Source organism: Arthrobacter gengyunqii (genome assembly GCF_023022985.1).
In the GTDB taxonomy this organism is placed as follows: Bacteria; Actinomycetota; Actinomycetes; order Actinomycetales; family Micrococcaceae; genus Arthrobacter_B; species Arthrobacter_B gengyunqii.
Window position 1 is genome coordinate 1,248,753 of sequence record NZ_CP095461.1, and the last position, 18,009, is coordinate 1,266,761.

The 18,009-nt window shown below is 66.0% G+C and carries 17 protein-coding genes; 13 read left to right on the forward strand and 4 right to left on the reverse strand.

Translation table 11 applies throughout. The features are described 5' to 3' along the window. Positions 1 to 178 precede the first annotated feature (178 nt). Positions 179 to 1,978, forward strand: a complete 1,800-nt coding sequence (locus MUG94_RS05665) for a proline--tRNA ligase (protein ID WP_227908152.1) — start codon at positions 179 to 181, stop codon at positions 1,976 to 1,978. A gap of 12 nt (positions 1,979 to 1,990) precedes the next feature. Continuing rightward, positions 1,991 to 2,788 carry a sulfite exporter TauE/SafE family protein gene (locus tag MUG94_RS05670; protein WP_227891227.1) on the forward strand — a complete coding sequence of 266 codons (798 nt, stop codon included), beginning with the start codon at positions 1,991 to 1,993 and terminating at the stop codon, positions 2,786 to 2,788. Between the two features lie 26 nt (positions 2,789 to 2,814). Here MUG94_RS05670 and MUG94_RS05675 read toward each other — a convergent pair whose 3' ends face one another. Together MUG94_RS05675 and MUG94_RS05680 are read right to left on the reverse strand one after the other, a co-directional pair. Beyond that, positions 2,815 to 3,765 (reverse strand): aminoglycoside phosphotransferase family protein, encoded by a 951-nt coding sequence (locus MUG94_RS05675; protein ID WP_227908153.1) that lies wholly within the window; start codon positions 3,763 to 3,765, stop codon positions 2,815 to 2,817. A gap of 10 nt (positions 3,766 to 3,775) precedes the next feature. Then, positions 3,776 to 5,011: a DUF4439 domain-containing protein gene (locus MUG94_RS05680; RefSeq protein ID WP_227908154.1), complete on the reverse strand. Its 1,236-nt coding sequence runs from the start codon at positions 5,009 to 5,011 to the stop codon at positions 3,776 to 3,778. An 88-nt stretch (positions 5,012 to 5,099) separates the two neighbouring features. Between MUG94_RS05680 and rimP the strand changes: the two genes are divergently transcribed. From rimP to rbfA, 5 genes are all read left to right on the forward strand, one after another. Beyond that, positions 5,100 to 5,729, forward strand: coding sequence for a ribosome maturation factor RimP (gene rimP / locus MUG94_RS05685; RefSeq protein ID WP_341481645.1), 630 nt, complete (start codon positions 5,100 to 5,102; stop codon positions 5,727 to 5,729). Further along, positions 5,730 to 6,701: a transcription termination factor NusA gene (gene nusA / locus MUG94_RS05690; RefSeq protein ID WP_227891223.1), complete on the forward strand. Its 972-nt coding sequence runs from the start codon at positions 5,730 to 5,732 to the stop codon at positions 6,699 to 6,701. A 50-nt stretch (positions 6,702 to 6,751) separates the two neighbouring features. Then, a complete protein-coding gene (locus MUG94_RS05695; RefSeq protein ID WP_227891794.1) occupies positions 6,752 to 7,129 on the forward strand; it encodes a YlxR family protein in 378 nt (125 codons plus the stop codon). A 132-nt stretch (positions 7,130 to 7,261) separates the two neighbouring features. Next, positions 7,262 to 10,192, forward strand: coding sequence for a translation initiation factor IF-2 (infB, locus tag MUG94_RS05700; protein WP_227908155.1), 2,931 nt, complete (start codon positions 7,262 to 7,264; stop codon positions 10,190 to 10,192). Between the two features lie 203 nt (positions 10,193 to 10,395). Beyond that, positions 10,396 to 10,881 (forward strand): 30S ribosome-binding factor RbfA, encoded by a 486-nt coding sequence (gene rbfA, locus MUG94_RS05705; protein WP_227908156.1) that lies wholly within the window; start codon positions 10,396 to 10,398, stop codon positions 10,879 to 10,881. A gap of 110 nt (positions 10,882 to 10,991) precedes the next feature. Here the strand turns inward: rbfA and MUG94_RS05710 are convergent, their stop codons facing one another. Both MUG94_RS05710 and MUG94_RS05715 read right to left on the reverse strand, forming a co-directional pair. Continuing rightward, positions 10,992 to 12,284: a ScyD/ScyE family protein gene (locus MUG94_RS05710; protein ID WP_227908157.1), complete on the reverse strand. Its 1,293-nt coding sequence runs from the start codon at positions 12,282 to 12,284 to the stop codon at positions 10,992 to 10,994. A gap of 240 nt (positions 12,285 to 12,524) precedes the next feature. After that, positions 12,525 to 13,703 carry a pyridoxal phosphate-dependent aminotransferase gene (locus MUG94_RS05715; protein WP_227908158.1) on the reverse strand — a complete coding sequence of 393 codons (1,179 nt, stop codon included), beginning with the start codon at positions 13,701 to 13,703 and terminating at the stop codon, positions 12,525 to 12,527. A gap of 92 nt (positions 13,704 to 13,795) precedes the next feature. Between MUG94_RS05715 and truB the strand changes: the two genes are divergently transcribed. The 6 genes from truB (at position 13,796) to rpsO (ending at position 17,908) form a co-directional block, all read left to right on the forward strand. Then, complete coding sequence (truB, locus tag MUG94_RS05720) at positions 13,796 to 14,737, forward strand: tRNA pseudouridine(55) synthase TruB (protein WP_227908159.1); 942 nt, start codon at positions 13,796 to 13,798, stop codon at positions 14,735 to 14,737. Next, positions 14,738 to 15,112: a hypothetical protein gene (locus MUG94_RS05725; protein ID WP_227891217.1), complete on the forward strand. Its 375-nt coding sequence runs from the start codon at positions 14,738 to 14,740 to the stop codon at positions 15,110 to 15,112. After that, complete coding sequence (locus tag MUG94_RS05730) at positions 15,109 to 15,567, forward strand: hypothetical protein (RefSeq protein ID WP_227908160.1); 459 nt, start codon at positions 15,109 to 15,111, stop codon at positions 15,565 to 15,567. The genes MUG94_RS05725 and MUG94_RS05730 overlap by 4 nt, the downstream gene beginning before the upstream one ends. Positions 15,568 to 15,676: 109 nt before the next feature. Beyond that, positions 15,677 to 16,408, forward strand: a complete 732-nt coding sequence (locus MUG94_RS05735; RefSeq protein ID WP_227908161.1) for a DUF4345 domain-containing protein — start codon at positions 15,677 to 15,679, stop codon at positions 16,406 to 16,408. A gap of 104 nt (positions 16,409 to 16,512) precedes the next feature. Next, complete coding sequence (locus MUG94_RS05740) at positions 16,513 to 17,502, forward strand: bifunctional riboflavin kinase/FAD synthetase (protein ID WP_227891213.1); 990 nt, start codon at positions 16,513 to 16,515, stop codon at positions 17,500 to 17,502. Between the two features lie 136 nt (positions 17,503 to 17,638). Next, the gene (rpsO, locus tag MUG94_RS05745; protein ID WP_227891212.1) at positions 17,639 to 17,908 is read left to right on the forward strand and encodes a 30S ribosomal protein S15; all 270 of its coding nucleotides are present in this window, start codon (positions 17,639 to 17,641) and stop codon (positions 17,906 to 17,908) included. Positions 17,909 to 18,009: the final 101 nt, after the last annotated feature.

The window sequence follows — 18,009 nt, forward strand, 5'->3', positions numbered from 1 at the left end:
GGTAGACGACCCGAACCAGCGCGAACCGGGGCCGGACCTGCACCGCAGGGCCGGCCCCGCCGTCGTCGTCCGCTTGTCCGGCAGCGGGGGCGGCAGGCGCTAGATTAGAGGGGAGCAGTATTTCCCTCATTTGTCCCAGCATGAATGCAGCCACCGGCTGCAGAAACGGATACCCAGCGTGGTCCTTCGACTCTCCACTCTTTTCCTGCGCACCCTGCGCGAAGATCCCTCCGACGCGGACGTTGCCAGCCACCGCCTCCTGGTGCGTGCCGGTTACATCCGCCGCGCCGCTCCCGGCATCTATTCCTGGCTGCCGCTCGGGCTGCGCGTTCTGAATAAGGTCGAGACCATCATCCGCGAGGAAATGGCCGCCATCGGAGCGCAGGAAGTGCATTTCCCGGCCCTGCTGCCGCGTGAACCCTATGAAGCCACCAACCGCTGGACCGAGTACGGAGACAACCTGTTCCGGCTGCAGGACCGCAAGGGCGGCGACTACCTGCTGGCTCCCACGCACGAGGAAATGTTCGCCCTGCTGGTCAAGGACCTGTACAACTCCTACAAGGACCTGCCGGTCTCACTGTTCCAGATCCAGAACAAGTACCGCGACGAGGCCCGCCCCCGCGCCGGCCTGCTGCGCGGCCGCGAGTTCATCATGAAGGATTCCTACTCCTTCGACATCGACGACGACGGCCTGGAGGCCAGCTACCAGGCGCACCGCGGCGCGTACCTGCGCATCTTCGAGCGCCTCGGCCTGGAGATTGTTGTGGTGTCCGCTGTTTCCGGCGCCATGGGCGGTTCCAAGAGCGAGGAATTCCTGCACCCCACCCCGGTGGGCGAGGACACCTATGTCCGCTCCGCCGGCGGCTATGCCGCAAACGTCGAAGCCGTCACCACGGTACGCCCCGCCGACATTGACTACGCCGGAGCACCTGCGGCGAAGGTCGTGGACACGCCTGACACGCCCACCATCGACACTCTGGTGGCTGTGGCAAACGAACGGTTCAGCCGCGAATCGGGGGAGTGGACGGCTGCTGACACCCTGAAGAACGTTGTCCTGGCCGTGACGCTGCCCACCGGCGAACGCCGGATCGTCGTCGTCGGCGTTCCCGGAGACCGCGCCGTGGACCTCAAGCGCATCGAAGCCAACATTGCCGCGCACGTCGAAATCGGCGGCGAGCTGGAAGTGGAAGCAGCCACCGACGAGGACATCAAGAAGCATCCGGGTCTGGTCAAGGGCTACATTGGCCCGGGCCTGTCCACGGAGGAGCCGGTTCTCGGCACCGAGTCGGCCACCGGCCTGTTGTACCTGGTGGACCCGCGCGTGGTCTCCGGCACCAGCTGGATCACCGGCGCCAACTCCGCCGGCAAGCACGTCATTGGCCTGGTGGCCGGGCGCGACTTCACCTGGGACGGCGTCATCGAAGCTGTTGAAGTCCGCGAGGGCGACGAGGCTCCGGACGGAACCGGTCCCCTGGAAGCGGCTCGCGGCATTGAAATGGGCCACATTTTCCAGCTCGGCCGCAAGTACGCCGAGGCACTGGGCGTGAAGGTGCTGGACAAGAACGGCAAGCTGGTCACCGTGACCATGGGCTCCTACGGCGTTGGGGTCACCCGTGCCGTCGCAGCGCTGGCCGAGTCCAACCACGACGACAAGGGAATCGTCTGGCCGCGCTCCGTCGCACCCGCCGATGTCCACGTGGTGGCCACCGGACGCGGCGAGGAAATCTTTGAAGCGGCAGCCAAGCTGTCCGAGGAACTCGAAGCTGCGGGACTGGAAGTCATTTACGACGACCGTCCCAAGGTGTCCCCGGGCGTGAAGTTCGGCGATGCCGAGCTCATTGGTGTTCCGACCATCCTGGTGGTGGGCCGCGGCCTGGCCGACGGCGTCGTGGAAATCAAGGACCGTGCCACCGGCAACGCCGAGAACGTTCCCGTGGCCGAAGCGGTGGAGTACGTGCGCCGCGCAGCGGCACAGTAACGACGCCGCCGCGTGGTCTCCGGTCTCGAGGAGATCCAGCTCGCCACCATCCTTCTTGTGGTGGTGGCGGGCCTTGCCGCCGGCTGGATTGACGCCGTCGTGGGAGGCGGGGGGCTGCTGCAGCTTCCCGCCCTGCTGCTGATCCCGGGAATCACTCCGGTGCAGGCGCTGGCCACCAACAAGATGGGCTCCATCTTCGGCACCACCACCAGCGCCATCACGTATTACCGCCGCGCCCATCCCGACTTGAAGACGGCCCTGCCCATGGCCGCCGTCGCGCTGGTCGGCAGCTTCGGGGGAGCGGCGCTGGCAGTCTCGCTGCCGTCCTCGGTGTTCAAACCGATCATTGTGGTGGCGCTGATCGCGGTGGCCATCTTCACCGCCCTGCGGCCCTCTGTCGGGGAACTGACCAAGCTTCGCCACACCGGGCGGCGGCATTACGGAACCGCGGCCGGCATCGGCCTGGCGATCGGGTTCTACGACGGGCTGATTGGCCCCGGCACGGGTTCCTTCCTGATCATCGCCATGGTCACGTTCCTGGGCTACAACTTCCTGGCGGCCAGCGCCAAGGCGAAGATCGTCAACATGGCGACCAACCTCGGGGCGCTGGCCTTCTTCCTGCCCAACGGTGCGCTGCTGTGGGGAATCGGCCTGGTCCTGGGCTTTTCCAACATGATCGGCGGTTACATCGGTGCGCGGATGGCCGTGAAGCAGGGCAGCAAGTTCATCCGCGTCGTGTTCCTGGTGGTGGTCAGTGCGCTGATCTGCAAGCTCGGCTACGACGTGTGGGTGGAGAACATCCGCGGATAGGTGCGGTGTTGCACCGGCGGAAGCCCTTACGCCGCCAGTGCGTTGGCCACCCACACCGAGCGGTCGGCGTCGGCCCGCTGCCCGGTCCTGACGTAGTCCAGGGCATTCGCCGTCTCCCGCAGCACGCTCCATTGCCGGGCAATCTCAGGGTCCAGCCCCGCGGCGCTGCACATCCGGGCCAGCCGCCGGCGCAGGGCTGCCCGTGGCCGGTCCGGGTCCAGCTCTTCCAACCGGTTCCACAGCATGGGCGCGGCCGCGAATTCCGGCTCCCCGACCATGGCCTGCGGATCAATGGCGACGAATCCCTGCTCCGCGCCGGATCCGCCGTCGCGGTACAAAATGTTTCCGAAGTGCAGATCGGTGTGGACCAGCACGTCATTGCTGCTGCGCCGGCCCACGGCGCCGCGGGTCTGGCACACCTCCAACGCCGCCTCCAGGAGCGACCGTTCAAACGGGCGGCCCAGATCCTCCCAGTCAGCAGGCAGTTCGTCGGACAGCTGCTCGGCCCGTTCCGCCAGCGACGGAACGCCGGCCCACGCGGGGGAGTCCGCCACCGGCAGGGAGAGTTTCCGCACCAGCCCGCCCCAAACGTCCAGAGCGGCGTCCATCTCGGTATCGGACAGGTCCCGCCGATGGTTCAGCCTCTCCAGCAGCAGTGTGCCCGTGTCGGAATGGCTGGCGTACAGCCGCACCGCGCCGTGCCCGGACCACAACCCCAGGGCGGCCGGTTCGGTAAGGGCCTCGGCGTGCGGGTAGGCGGCCTTCAGGACGGCGGGCCCGTGGGGAGATGTCACCGGCAGCACAAGCGCCCCGTGTCCATGCCACGGTTCAACCCCGCGGGGCAGGTCCGGAGCCAGTTCCCAGCGCTCCATTGCCTCGGACAACACAAGCGGAAGCCGGAGGAGCCAATCGCGGCCGGACCGCGAGCGGCCATACTGTCGCTGCAGCGCAGCGGGAACGGTAACAGGAACAGACATGACTACAAGGCTAGGCGGTGCCGGCTGCCCGCGGCAGCCCCTCCGGCTCGGCGTCGAGACCGGGCGAAGCCGGCACTGAGGCGTCCTCCAGGTACAGCTCCGTGCTCAGTTCGGCCAGCCGGTCAACGGCCCACGCCCGGACACTTCCCGTGCCAAGCCCGGCCAGATCGGCGTACACGGCGGGCAGGGCGGCCTCCAGATCCGCCAGGTCCCCGGCAGGGTCATCGCTGAACGACGCCGGCAGCGAGTAGGCGGGCGCGGGAGTGAGCGCCGGCAGGCAAAGCTCAGGCAGCAGCAGCACGCCGCGCGCGCCGGCGGCGAGATGGTCTTCCCGGGTCTCCCCGAGGGCGGTGCGGGTGGCTGCGGAGGAAGTGCGGGCCATGGCTACTTCGTGGGCGTACGCTGCTCCGTATTCCGCGTCGATGGCGCCTTGAAGGGCTCCGGCAGCATCGGGCTGGTCCTCGTCCTCCGGGCCGGCCGCCGGGGACGCGTTCGATTCAGAAGCAACACCAGCATGAGCCACCCCGGACGAAGCAGCCCCGGACGATGGCGATGACGGTCCCGCCTGACCGTCGGAGCAGCTGTTGCTCCCGCCGGCGGCTGCAGCAGGTTCCCAGAGCGGGGGAGCATCCAGGCCGGCGGCTTGGGCGGCGCGCAGGGCCAGCGCCTGCTGTGCTGCGCCGGTGGAGGCCAGCAACCGTGCAGTCCCGCCGTCGGCGCGCAGTGCCGCGTCCATGCTGCTCCGGGCGGAATCGGCAAGAGCCTGTACGTACAGCGCGGCCGGTTCACTGCCGGGTCCGGAACTGGAATCGGGGACCGGCGCAGCGGAGGGCGGAGTGCCGCGCCGAAGGCTGCCGGTGCGGGTCAGCACCGCTGATTGCTCCCCCAGGATCTCTGCCTGGCTGTTGAGCTCGTCAGCGAGGGACGCCGAAGCTGCCGTGCCCGGGGAGCGCGGTGCTTGGCGGGAGCGTCCGGAGGAGATCTCCTCGGACAATCGGCGCGCCTGCCCGGCCAGTTCAACGGCGGCCGCACGTGCGTCGGTCTGTGCGATCTCGGAAAAACTGGCGGGACGGTCCTCTGCGGATCCGTTGCCGGCAACCAAGTTGAAACTGAGGACCACGCCTGCGAGCACCAGCAGCGAAGTGGTACGCCTCACGCCGCCCAGGACCGCCGTCGCCCGTCCGGCGCGGCCGGCCGCGGGCGCTGTGCGGGACGGGGGCTTCTTCACTACCTTCGATAATGCCATGAAACGGTCCCCCGTCTGCAGCGATGCCGTAGCGACTCAGGAAAGTCGGTACGCTAGTAGGTACAACATCATCTAGTGGGAGGCACCTATGGCGGTTCGGCCCAGCCCCAAAAAAGACACGTCATCGGATTACCGCAAGAAGGCCATGCACGCAGAAATTACCGCTGAAACCCAGCGACTCAAGAACTTCCTTGCCCCCACGGTTGAACAGCAGCAGCTTTTCCTCGAGGACATTGAGATTAAGATGGCCGGTGCCAGCCGCACCGTGCACGTCATCGTGGATCTTCCCGAAGGGGAAGCCGGTGGCGTCAGCCTCGACCGGATTTCCGACGTCGCGCACGCGGTCTCCGAGGCCATGGACGCGGATCCCAACGACGACGGGCGACCCTACAACCTGGAGGTTTCCTCTCCCGGTGTGTCGCGGCCGCTGACCGAGCCGCGCCACTGGCGCCGCAACGTCGGACGCATGGTCAGCGTCAACATCGTGGAAGGCGACGATGTCATGGGACGCCTGGTTTCCGTTGAAGACACCGGAATCACGCTGATCCCGGAACTGCCGGTCAAAAAAGGCATGAAGCCCAAGCAGGGCGCGCAGACCACTCTGCCGTTCAGCAACATCCGCAAAGGACGCGTAGAAGTTGAATTCGCGCATCTTGACGACGTACCGCTGGACGGCGAAGCCGGCAGCGACGAAGAAACCACAGCTGAGGAGGCCTAGATGGATATTGATATGAGTGCGCTGAGGCTGCTGGAACGCGAACGGGAGATCCCCCTGGATCTGCTGATTCCGACCATCGAGCAGGCGCTTTTGGTGGCTTACCACAAGACCGCCGGAGCCCAGGACACCGCCCGCGCGGAGTTGGACCGCAAGAACGGCCACGTCACCATCTGGGCCACGGAAGTGGACGACGACGGCCAGCCCGTGGGCGAGTTTGACGACACCCCCACCGGTTTCGGCCGCATCGCGGCAAGCACCGCCCGGCAGATCATCCTGCAGCGGCTGCGCGACGTCGAAGACGACGCCATTGTGGGCGAGTTCAAGGGCCGCGAAGGGGAAATTGTCTCCGGGCAGATCCAGCAGGGCAACAACCCGCATATGATTCAGGTCAACCTGGGCGCCGTCGAGGCGCTGCTGCCTCCCACCGAGCAGGTGCCCGGCGAGAAGTACACCCACGGTTCCCGGCTGCGCGCCTTCGTCGTCGATGTGCGCCGCGGTTTCAAAGGCCCGTCCATCACGCTCTCCCGCTCCCATCCGGGTCTGGTGCGCAAGCTCTTTGAGCTGGAGGTGCCCGAGATCGCCGACGGCAGCGTTGAGATTGTGGCGCTGGCCCGCGAAGCCGGCCATCGCACCAAAATCGCCGTCAAGGGACACGTCCCGGGCATCAATGCCAAGGGCGCGTGCATCGGCGAGATGGGTTCGCGCGTCCGCGCGGTCATGACCGAACTGCATGACGAGAAGATCGACATCGTGGACTTCGACGAGGATCCGGCGACGTTCATCGCCAACTCCCTCTCGCCGTCGCGCGTGAACTCCGTCACCATCACCGACGAGGACACCCGTTCGGCCCGCGTTGTGGTTCCCGACTACCAGCTTTCACTGGCGATCGGCAAGGAAGGTCAGAACGCCCGCCTGGCAGCAAAGCTGACCGGCTGGCGAATTGACATCGTTTCCGACGCCAAGAGCGCCTAAGTACGAGGCTGTTGCGCGTGGATGCGGCACCGGGAGAGAAACGCGTTAGAATGGACGAGGCCGGGTCACCGTCCGCTTTCTTTTTGTCCCCTGCAGCCTCAGGCGCTGCAGCGCACGTCCCGATAAGGACATGCATAGGGTGCAGGAAAACGGATGACCAGGCTGTATTGATGCGGCTGGCAGCAGTTGGCACGGACGGCAGGATTGCCATCCGGGTTGACGAACGCCGCCGTATGTCTGGCCGCGGGGCCTGGGTGCACCGCGGGACAGCATGCTTTGCAGCAGCGCTTCGGCGACATGCGTTTCACCGGGCCTTTCGGGGGCCGGTTGAGACCGCAGACGCGGAAGCTTGGTTCAAGGCTCTTGAGGACGCTCCGACCGGGAGCGGACTCGAAACCGTCCAACCTGAAAGCGGGTCAGAAATCTGATGGAAACCCGATGAGTACCCAGCGATGAGTGCTTTGTTGTGCTCTGCTATGGGCTTTGCTGTGACTGCAGTGGAAGCCCGCAGGAAATAGACGGTTCGTACCTGGCTCGGTGCGGACCGAGACAGGAGAAATGTGGCCAAGGTCCGCGTACACGAGCTCGCCAAAGAGCTCGGCATCACCTCGAAGGACGCAGTTGCAAAACTGCAGGAACTGGGCGAATTCGTCCGTTCCGCCTCATCAACGATTGAGGCACCCGTAGTCAAGAAGCTTCGCGGCGCCTTCCCGGCGTCCGCATCAAAGCCCGAATCCAAGCCGGCTGAGAAGGCCGGAACACCCGGCCCCCGCCCGTCGGCAGCACCCGCTGCCCCGGCGCAGGCAGCCCCCAGCCCGGCGTCGCCGGCTTCGGCACCTGCAGCACCCGCACCGGCAGAAGCAGCTGCTCCGGCAGCGCCGACGCCGGAGGCCGCAGCTCCCGCCGCCGCCCCGGAGGCTTCGGCCCCCGCAGCGGAAACCACTGCTGCTCCGTCGTCGGGCGTCAAGCCCGGTGCGCGTCCGGGCCCCAAGGCTCCGGAGGCTGACAAGCCTGCTGCTTCCGCCGAAAGCGGCAGCCGCAGCAGTGCACCCCGTCCGGGTGCTCCGCGTCCGGCGGCACGACCGGGCAACAACCCGTTTGCAACTTCCCAGGGTATGCCGCGCCCCCGTGGCCGCGGCGAGAACGACCGCGGAACGGGCGCACCGCGTCCGGGCAACAACCCGTTCGCTCCTTCACAGGGCATGCCCCGTCCGGGCCGCCGTGACGAGAACACCGAGCGTCCCGCAGCAGCGGGCGCCGGCGGTCCCCGTCCGGCAGCCGGCTCCGGAGGCCCGCGTCCGGGCGCACCGCGTCCGGGTGCACCCCGTCCGGGCGCCCCGCGTCCGGCTTCGGCACGTCCCGTCGGTCCCGGCGGAGCACGTCCGACTCCGGGCATGATGCCTAACCGCACTGAGCGTCCGGCAGCGCCGGCACGCGGCGGTGCCGGTGGCGGCCCCCGCAGGGGTCCGGGCGGCGCTCCGGGTGGAGCTCCCGGTGCAGGCGGCGGCGCACCCGTCGGCGGCGGCTTCGGCAAGGGCGGCCGCGGACGCGGCGGCACTGCCGGTGCTTTCGGCAAGGGCGGCGCAGGACGCGGCAAGCAGCGCAAGTCGAAGCGGGCAAAGCGGCAGGAACTGGAGCAGATGTCAGCTCCGTCGCTGGGTGGCGTTTCAGTACCCCGCGGCGACGGCAACACTGTTGTCCGTCTGCGCCGCGGCGCGTCCATCACGGACTTCGCTGACAAGATTGAGGCCAACCCGGCAGCACTCGTGACCGTTCTGTTCCACCTCGGTGAAATGGCAACGGCCACGCAGTCCCTGGACGAGGAGACCTTCGGTGTCCTGGGTTCGGAACTGGGTTACAAGATCCAGGTTGTCTCGCCGGAAGACGAAGAGCGCGAACTGCTGAGCACGTTCGACATCGACTTCGATGCCGAGCTGGAAGCGGAAGGCGACGACCAGCTGGAGGCACGTCCTCCGGTAGTCACCATCATGGGTCACGTTGACCACGGTAAGACGCGCCTGCTGGATGCCATCCGCAACACCAAGGTGGTTGAAGGCGAAGCCGGCGGCATCACCCAGCACATCGGTGCCTACCAGATCCAGTTCGATCACGAGGGCGCCACGCGTCCGATCACTTTCATTGACACCCCGGGCCACGAGGCGTTCACCGCCATGCGTGCACGTGGTGCCAAGGTGACCGACATCGCCGTCCTGGTTGTCGCAGCCGATGACGGCGTCATGCCGCAGACGATTGAAGCACTCAACCACGCCCAGGCAGCAAATGTGCCGATCGTGGTCGCAGTGAACAAGATCGACAAGGAAGGCGCCAACCCGGAGAAGGTCCGCGGTCAGCTCACCGAATACGGTCTGGTTCCCGAGGAATACGGTGGCGACACCATGTTCGTTGAGGTCTCTGCCCGCCAGAACCTCAACATTGACGCCCTGCTTGAGGCCGTGCTGCTCACCGCAGACGCAGCCTTGGACATGCGCGCCAACCCGAACAAGGACGCCCGCGGTATCGCGATCGAAGCCAACCTGGACAAGGGCCGCGGTGCAGTTGCCACCGTTCTGGTCCAGTCCGGAACGCTGAAGGTCGGCGACACGATCGTTGCCGGAACGGCCCACGGCCGCGTCCGCGCCATGTTCAACGAGAACGGCGAGACCGTCACCGAGGCTGGACCTTCCCGTCCGGTCCAGGTGCTGGGTCTGTCCAACGTTCCCCGCGCCGGCGACACGTTCTTCGTTACTGACGACGAGCGCACCGCCCGCCAGATCGCTGAGAAGCGTGAAGCCGCGGACCGCAACGCGGCCCTGGCCAAGCGCCGCAAGCGCATCAGCCTCGAGGACTTCGACCAGGCTGTCGCTGACGGCAAGGTGGACACCCTTAACCTCATCCTCAAGGGTGACGTTTCCGGTGCCGTGGAAGCCCTGGAAGACTCGCTGCTCAAGATCGACGTTGGCGAAGGCGTGCAGCTGCGCGTCATCCACCGCGGCGTCGGTGCCATCACGCAGAACGACGTCAACCTGGCGACGGTGGACAACGCCGTCATCATCGGCTTCAACGTCAAGCCGGCCGAGCGCGTTGCCGACCTGGCAGAGCGCGAAGGCGTGGACATGCGCTTCTACTCCGTCATCTACGCAGCAATCGATGACATTGAGCTTGCACTCAAGGGCATGCTCAAGCCCGAGTACGAAGAAGTCCAGCTCGGCACCGCCGAGGTCCGCGAAGTCTTCCGTTCCTCCAAGTTCGGAAACATCGCCGGCTCGATCGTCCGCTCCGGTGTTATCCGCCGCAACGCCAAGGCACGGGTCACCCGTGACGGCAAGGTCATCGGTGACAACCTCACCGTTGAGTCGCTCAAGCGGTTCAAGGACGACGCCACCGAGGTCCGCACGGACTTCGAATGTGGTATCGGTCTGGGCTCGTTCAACGACGTCAACGAAGGCGACATCATCGAAACCTTCGAGATGCGCGAGAAGCCGCGCGTCTAGCAGTAACCCGGTGGGGCCGTCGGTATACCGGCGGTCCCATCCCCGGCGGTTGGGCCAGCGCCATGCGGCGGCTGGCCCCCGCCGAGGTCGGCCCGGCTCCCGGATTACTTCGGGCCTGTCCGCGCACGACACCTGACGTACACGACTGCCCGGCCTGCGCCGTCGTCGTCGTACGACCCACAAATCTTAGTTAAGGAGAGGTAATGGCAGATCCAGCACGCGCTGCAAAGCTCGCTGACCGAATCAAGGTTGTAGTTGCCCAGGCGCTGGAACGGCGGATCAAGGATCCCCGGCTGGGGTTTGTGACCCTCACCGACGCCCGCGTCACCAATGACCTGCAGCATGCAACTTTGTACTACACCGTCTTCGGTGACGAAGCGCAGCAGGCAGACACCAAGGCAGCCCTGGAGTCCGCCCGCGGCGTCCTGCGCGCCGAGGTTGGCAAGAACATCACCGTGCGCCTGACGCCCACGCTGGAATTCGTCCCCGACGAGATTCCCGTGAATGCCAGCCACCTGGAAGAACTGATCCGGGCTGCCAAGGCACGCGACGCAGAGCTCGAAGCCCTCAAGAAGGGCGCCACCTACGCCGGTGACGCCGACCCGTACCGCAAGGACGAGGACTTCGATGAGGAAGACGACGACGCCGAAGATGAGGACACTCCTGCGGCAGGTTCCGACGCTAAATAGTTTTTTGCAGTGAAGTGAAGAGGGCGGTTCCCCTGCGGGGGAACCGCCCTCTTCCTTTGTTTCTTCGATACCATCCCAACACGGCATCGGGTGCGGGTTCTGCACCGTTTCTACTGGTCTTCCTGCTCCTCGCCCAGGAAGTCCGAGTCCGACCCATGGTGGCCGTGGTGGCCCCACCGGCCGCCGCTGCAGTCGTCGTCGTTGTCTTCGAACTCAATGCGGATAATGCGCCCGTCCGGCGGAGCCGGCTCAACCGGAGGCTCTGTTACCGGCGGCTCCTCAGCGTCTGGTTCCTGCACTCCGCCGGGAGGGAGCACATCAGTCGAGGCGTACAGCGCGCCGTCGTGAAGCTCCAGGGCGCCGGGCTCGTTCACTGCGTAGAAGAGTTCCGGAGTATCGGATCCGGCGGGCACCACCGAGATCCGGCCGCTGAACAGTTCGGCCACGAAGATATCGCCGTCGTCGTTCACTGCCAGACCTGTCGCTCCGGCGAATCCGGTGGCTACGAGTTCTGTCTCGCCGGTGCGTTCGTTCACCCTGAACACCGATCCGTTGTCCAGCCCGCCACCGCCCGGGAGCGACGTCACGTACAGGTAGCCGTCGGGACCTCGTTCGACGTCGGTCGGTACCGGTTCCAGGTTGTAGGTGAGTCCCACGGTGCACGACGGCAGGCCAAAGCCCCCCGCTATCTCAGCGGTGACTGCAAGGGGAATCGGGGGCAGCACGGCGACAGTGGAGATGCCGCCGTTACGGTCCACACGAATCAGGGCGTTCATTCCGGCGTCGGCAACGATCACTCCGCGGCGCGCCGGGAGAGAAGCGTAGGGGTTGGAATCCTTCAGCCCCGTGTAGGACACCGGCGGACCATCAGCGGGTATTTGGGCGGCGCACGCCGGATCGAGGTTGTCGAATCCGTACTGGTTGACGCTGTCCGGATTCTCCGAGAATTCATAGCCGGCGATGTCTCCGATGGTCCTAATGGTGCCGTTCCGGTCTATCGACTTCAGGACTGACATGTTCTGTGCAGGATCGTTCGTGGCGGCGCCGACGACCATGGTGTAAAACGTTGTGCCGAGCCTCGTTGATGACTTCGATACCGCCCCGACAGAGTAGCCGGAGCCGGGAGCCGCGCTGTCAAGGATTTCGGTGGCGCCGTCAGGCGTGATTCGGGTAAGCAGTCCGGCGAAGTCCTGGGCTACGTCCAGGGTTCCCCTGCGGCCAACGGCGAAGCTCAGGGGTGAGAGCAGTCCTTCGGCGAGGGTCGTGACTTCTCCGGCGACAGGAGTAGCCGAACCGGAATCCGGCGGATCGGGGTGCCATCCGCCGGCGGAAGCCGGCGAGGCGGCGAGTCCAAGGGCCGCTATTGCGGCCAGGGAAGCAAGGGCGGGTGATGATTTCTTCACGGTGAGCTCCTCAGCATTGGTCAGGTGCAATGCGAGACTTTCCCCGAGGCCTCCGCGGTTCCCAGCCACGCCCCCGGCCGAGGCACTCACAGCCTAAATCCGGCTTCCTGACAGGTAAACAATAGGAAGCCGGGATTTTTCCATTCCCTGCGGAGTCGAGTATTTCGTCCGTAACAGCGAAATCCTTCGTGCAGGGGTTGTGCCGGATCAGCGCATCGACTGACGCAATGATGCGGTGTTTTACTCCCGGGGACGGGCCGGAAGACGTTCCAGGCCCGTCACCAATTCCTCGGAGCCGCCGCACAGGGCTATCCGGATCCAGCCCTCGCCGATCGATCCGAAGGCCGTTCCCGGTGCCACGGCCACGCCCTGCTCCGCGAGGAACTTCTGCGTCCAGGCCCGCACATCGCCGTTGGAAGCATGGGAAACGTCCGCCCAGAGATAAAACGCACCCTGGGCCTTGAGATACGGAATGCCCTTGGCATCCAGCACCGCTGCGGCGGCGTCCCGGTTGGCCCGGTAGTGCGCCGCTGCCTCAGCGACATAGTCCTGCGGTCCGGCGAGCGCGGCAAGGGCTGCGTACTGCGACGGCGAAGCAACGCAGGACACGATGGACTCCATGACCGTGCTCATCTGCTTCTCCAACCCGGCGGGCGTGATGAGCGCACCGATCCGCAGCCCCGTCAGGCCATAGGTCTTCGAGAGTGTCACGGAGACGATCACCCGCTCTCCGCCGGCGGTGTCCTCGGAACCCGGCCCCCCGCCGTCGTACTTCAGCGGGCTGACATGCGGCACATCGTAGGTGAAGGCCTCGTAGCACTCATCGGATATGATCCACAGGTCCCGCCGCCGGGCCAGCTCCACCAGTTCTGCCACCAAGTCCTCGCTGAACACGGCGCCCAGCGGGTTGGACGGGGAATTCAGCAGCAGGACCCGGGTCCGCGGGGTAATCAGCGCCTCAATGTCCGCGATCCGCGGCTGGAAGTCATGCTCGGGATACAACGGATACTCCACCGGAACGGCGTGCAGGAGCCCTGCGGTCATGGCGAAGGTCGGATAGCCGGGGTTGGGGATGAGGATCTCGTCCCCGACGTCCAGGAGCATGCTCATGGCAAGGTGCAGTCCCTGCTGGGCTCCGGCTGTCACGAACGCCCGGCCCGGGGCCACCTCCACACCGCTGTGCAGGCCCGCCCGCTCAGCGAAGGCCGCACGCAGCGGCATGATCCCGGCGTTGGGCGTGTACCCGGTCTCATCCCGGCTCAGGGTGGCTGCCGCAGCCTCAAGGATGTGCGGGGGAGTGGGGAAGCCCGGCTCGCCGATGCTGAGCACAATCGAATGCGGCCGGGCCCAGGCCGCCTGCGTGATCTCACGGATCTGGTTGGCAGGAGCGTTGCGGACGTGCGGTGAGAGCTCAGGCATACCCGCATCGTAGTTCCCAACAACCCCGGGCAGCCACTCCCCGGCGCAGCGTCGTCAGGATCTGCGGGCCCGGGCCGCATATACTGAAAGGCGTGAATTCAGGGCAGGTCCGTTCAGGGCTGATTATTGTGGACAAGCCGCAGGGATGGACCAGCCACGATGTGGTTGGCCGCCTGCGGAAACTAGCGGGCACCCGAAAAGTGGGGCACGCGGGGACATTGGACCCGATGGCCACCGGAGTACTGGTGGTGGGCATTAACAAGGCCACCCGGCTCCTGACTTACATCGTTGGCACCTCCAAGACTTATGAAGCCACGATTCGCCTGGGCCAATCCACGGTGACGGACGATGCCGAGGGTGAGATCACCGCCGAGACCATCGCCGCGGCAGTCACCGACGAAGAGATTATGGCAGCCGTCGCAGGCTTGACCGGCGACATTTTGCAGGTGCCCAGCAGCGTCAGCGCCATCAAGGTCAACGGCGAGCGGTCCTACGCCAAGGTGCGTGCGGGCGGGGAAGTGAACCTGCCGGCCCGACCGGTGACCGTTTCCCGATTTGAGGTCCACGACATCCGGCGCGAAAACGGCGGCCGGCTGCGCGACGTCGACGTCACCGTTGACTGCTCCTCCGGCACCTACATACGCGCCCTGGCCCGCGACCTGGGCGGTGCGCTCGGCGTCGGCGGCCATCTGACCGCCCTGCGCCGCACCTGCGTGGGCCCGTACAGCCTGGAGCAGGCCGCCACGCTGGAGCAGCTCGCCTCGGACCTGCAGGTCCTGGAGCTCGACGACGCCGCCCGGGCACTGTTCCCGGTCCGCGAGCTGAGTGCCGCGGAAGCGGTCGATCTCTCCCACGGTCGCCGCATCCCGCCGTCGGAAATCGACGGCATCGGGGATGGCACCCCGGTGGCCGCCTTTGCACCGGGCGGCACGCTTGTGGGCCTGCTGGAAAACAGGGGACCTGCCGGCGCTGAATTCCCTGCCGCCTATGCCAAGGCGCTGCTGGTTTTCGCCCCGGGAAACGAGGCAGTCTAAGTGGTTGTCGATCCGCTCTTCATTGTCGGCACCATCGTGTGCCTGGTGTCCGTGGTGCTGTGCGTCGGAGCGGCCGTGCTCAAGCACGGACCCAATGACCTCACCATTCTTTCCGCAGCCGCCGTGGAGCTTTTCCTGCTCGTTTACGGCGTGGCCGCGATCATCCGCCAGGTGGGCGGGGAGGGGGTGGCCGGAGAGCCCTGGGAATTCTGGGGTTATCTGTTCACCGCGCTCCTCGTTCCCGTAGGCGCCGTCTGGTGGTCCCTCATGGACCGCAGCCGCTGGTCCAACCTGGTCCTGGGTGCCGTGGGCATCACCGTATTTGTCATGCTGTTCCGGATGGAGCAGATTTGGGATGGAGTAATACCCGCATGAATTCGAACAAGTCCCGGTCCGGCAGTATCCCCGAAGGGGCTGCCGCCGGACCCGCTGCCCGCAACACCGGGGCAGGCCGTCTGCTGGTAGCGGTCTACGCCGTCTTTGCGCTGTCCTCGACCGCACGCGCACTGTTCCAGATCGCCACCAAGTTCGACCAGGCTCCGCTGGCATACCTGCTGTCCGCCTTCGCTGCCGTGGTCTACATCGTGGCAACAGTGGGGCTGGCGAAGTCCGGCTCCGGCTCCTACAAGGTGTCAGTGGCTGCCGTGGGCATTGAAATGGTGGGTGTGCTGGCCGTGGGCATTTTCGGGCTCGTGGATCCCGCCGCACTGCCCGACGACACGGTCTGGTCAGGCTTCGGCGCGGGCTACGGCTACGTTCCGCTCATCCTTCCGGTGCTGGGTTTGTGGTGGCTCTACCGCCACCGCTCGGATGCCGCCGCCCGCGCCTGAACCACAGGCCGAAACCCGCAGGCTCGGGTGCCCGCCGCGACGGTGCCATGCGTGAGACGATGGCAGGAGAATGCATCCCTTCGCCTTTTCCATTCCTTCAGGGGGAAAAATGAGCAACTCGGCTTCGACACCAGGTGACCGCCACGACGGGTCCGGTCCCGCTCAACCTGCGCAGCCGCCCACGGCTCAGCCAACGGATCAGCAGGCTCCGCCGCCGTCCGCGGCCTCGGCCGGGAGGAAGCCCCACGTTCCCGCTGCAGGACAGGCAACGCGTCCCACCGAGCAGCTGCAGGTTCCCCCGACAGGCAAGCGGACGGCTGCTTCCCCCGCCAAGGGCGGAAAGGAAGCGGCGAAATCCAAGGGCAAGCCGTACAAGAGCAGCGACGACTGGGGTGTTTTCCGCGCCGTCGTCATCGGGGTGGGCATTCTCGTCGCCGGCGTCGGCGTGTACTACCTTGTCACCGGAACATCGGGCGTTGCGGACACCGGCGGCGGCGAAATCAATGCCTCGCTGGAGTCCCAGTTCCGCTTCTTCTCGGCCATGATGGTGGGTGTCGGCGCAGCCTTCATCGCCATTGCCGTGAAGTTCCAGTGGGCCAACATGCTCTGGCTGGTGTGCCTGATGGTGTTCCTGGGCGGCATTGGGCGCGTGCTGTCCTGGGCGTTCAGCGGCACCCCGCACTTCACCATGATCATCCTGATGATCCTGGAACTCGCTTTCCCGCCGGCGCTGCTCGTGTGGCACCGGTTCATCGCCAAGACCAGCGAACTCAAGCGTGAGTACAGCGAAGGCGGAGCCGCCCGCGGAAGCGGCCCATCCGCCGACGCGGCGCAGGGCTGATTCTTTTTCGGCAATAATGGAGAAGTCCGGTACGGCACCGCGCTGTTCCGGGCTTTTTCCTGCGGCTCCGCCGCACCCCGAACCATCCGTTTGAAGGAGCTTTTGTGTACTACTGGAATGGCCTGGCCGAGGTTCCCGCCGGGATCGGTCCGACAGTAGTGACGATCGGCAACTTCGACGGCGTCCATGTGGGACATCAGCATGTCCTGGACCGGCTGGTGAAGGTGGCCCGCGAGAAAGATGCCGCAGCCGTAGCCATCTCGTTCGATCCGCACCCGGCACAGGTGCACCGTCCCGAGACGGCCCCCGAACTGATCATGGGACCGCTGGACCGCCGTGAGGCGCTGGCAGCCACCGGTCTGGACGGCCTGCTGATGATGCACTACGACCTGCAGTTGGCATCGCTGTCTCCCGAGGAATTCGTCCGGCAGGTCTTCGTGGACGGACTGCACGTGTGTGCCGTCGTCATTGGCCACGACGTACGCTTTGGCCGCGGCAACTCCGGCGACCTTGAGACGATGCGCCGGCTGGGCGCTGAACTGGGCTTTGAAGTCCAGGCAGTGGAGGACTTCGGTGCCCTGCCGGACGGCCCCGCGGCGTCCGGGGGGCGGCGCTGCTCCTCCACCTGGATCCGGGAAGCACTGCGCAGCGGCGACGTCCGCACCGCGGCACGGCTGCTGGGCCGCACCCACCGCATGCGCGGCGAAGTCATCCACGGTGCCGCGCGGGGACGGGAACTTGGTTTTCCCACGGCAAACCTGGCCCCCGAGGCGAGCGGGCTCATTCCCGCGGACGGCATCTACGCCGGCTGGCTGGTTGACGAGGCAGGCACGCGCTGGCCCGCAGCCATCTCAGTGGGTTCCAATCCAACCTTCGACGGCGTCAGCCGGCAGGTGGAGGCCCATGTGATTGACCGGCCCGAGGAAAGAATCAGCGATTTCGATTTGTACGGCCAGCACGTGGTGGTGGAATTCGTGGAGCGGCTGCGCGGAATGGTCGCGTATACAGGCCCCGAGGCACTGATTGAGCAGATGCGCCTTGACGTGGCACGCACGCGGGACGTGCTTTCGACAGATAGCAGCGGGGACAGGTAAACTGTTATCAAATTCGGCTGCGGTCCGTGGCGGCTGAATTTCTTTGTGTCTTTCAGGATTAATCCTGGGCGGCGCCAAGATCCCCGGCAGCGCAGTGCTGACTCGGGCCTCACGGCACAACTCTAGGAGAGTTACATTGGCACTTGATCCCGTAGTCAAGCAGGAAATCATCAAGGAATACGCTCGGGCCGAAGGCGACACCGGTTCGCCCGAGGTTCAGGTTGCAGTGCTGTCGCGCCGCATCCTCGACTTGACTGAACACCTGAAGACGCACAAGCACGACCACCACACCCGCCGCGGCCTGATGGCCATGGTTGGTCGCCGTCGTCGTATGCTTTCGTACCTCAAGGATACGGACATCGCGCGTTACCGTGCGCTCATCGAGCGCCTCGGCCTGCGTAAGTAGTCTTTGGAGAGGGCGGCCCCTGCGTTTCGTGGGAGCCGCCCTTTTTCAGGCAGGCATGGACACCGGTTCGACCGGAAGCGCACCTGCCCTCGAATAATCCT

Coding starts and splice junctions, on each gene's coding strand:
- MUG94_RS05675 (WP_227908153.1), bottom strand. CDS start 3,765: ATGTCTGTTCCTGTTACCGTTCCCGCTGCGCTGCAGCGACAGTATGGC.
- MUG94_RS05680 (WP_227908154.1), bottom strand. CDS start 5,011: ATGGCATTATCGAAGGTAGTGAAGAAGCCCCCGTCCCGCACAGCGCCC.
- rimP (WP_341481645.1), top strand. CDS start 5,100: ATGGCGGTTCGGCCCAGCCCCAAAAAAGACACGTCATCGGATTACCGC.
- nusA (WP_227891223.1), top strand. CDS start 5,730: ATGGATATTGATATGAGTGCGCTGAGGCTGCTGGAACGCGAACGGGAG.
- MUG94_RS05695 (WP_227891794.1), top strand. CDS start 6,752: ATGGACGAGGCCGGGTCACCGTCCGCTTTCTTTTTGTCCCCTGCAGCC.
- rbfA (WP_227908156.1), top strand. CDS start 10,396: ATGGCAGATCCAGCACGCGCTGCAAAGCTCGCTGACCGAATCAAGGTT.
- MUG94_RS05715 (WP_227908158.1), bottom strand. CDS start 13,703: ATGCCTGAGCTCTCACCGCACGTCCGCAACGCTCCTGCCAACCAGATC.
- MUG94_RS05730 (WP_227908160.1), top strand. CDS start 15,109: ATGAATTCGAACAAGTCCCGGTCCGGCAGTATCCCCGAAGGGGCTGCC.
- MUG94_RS05735 (WP_227908161.1), top strand. CDS start 15,677: ATGAGCAACTCGGCTTCGACACCAGGTGACCGCCACGACGGGTCCGGT.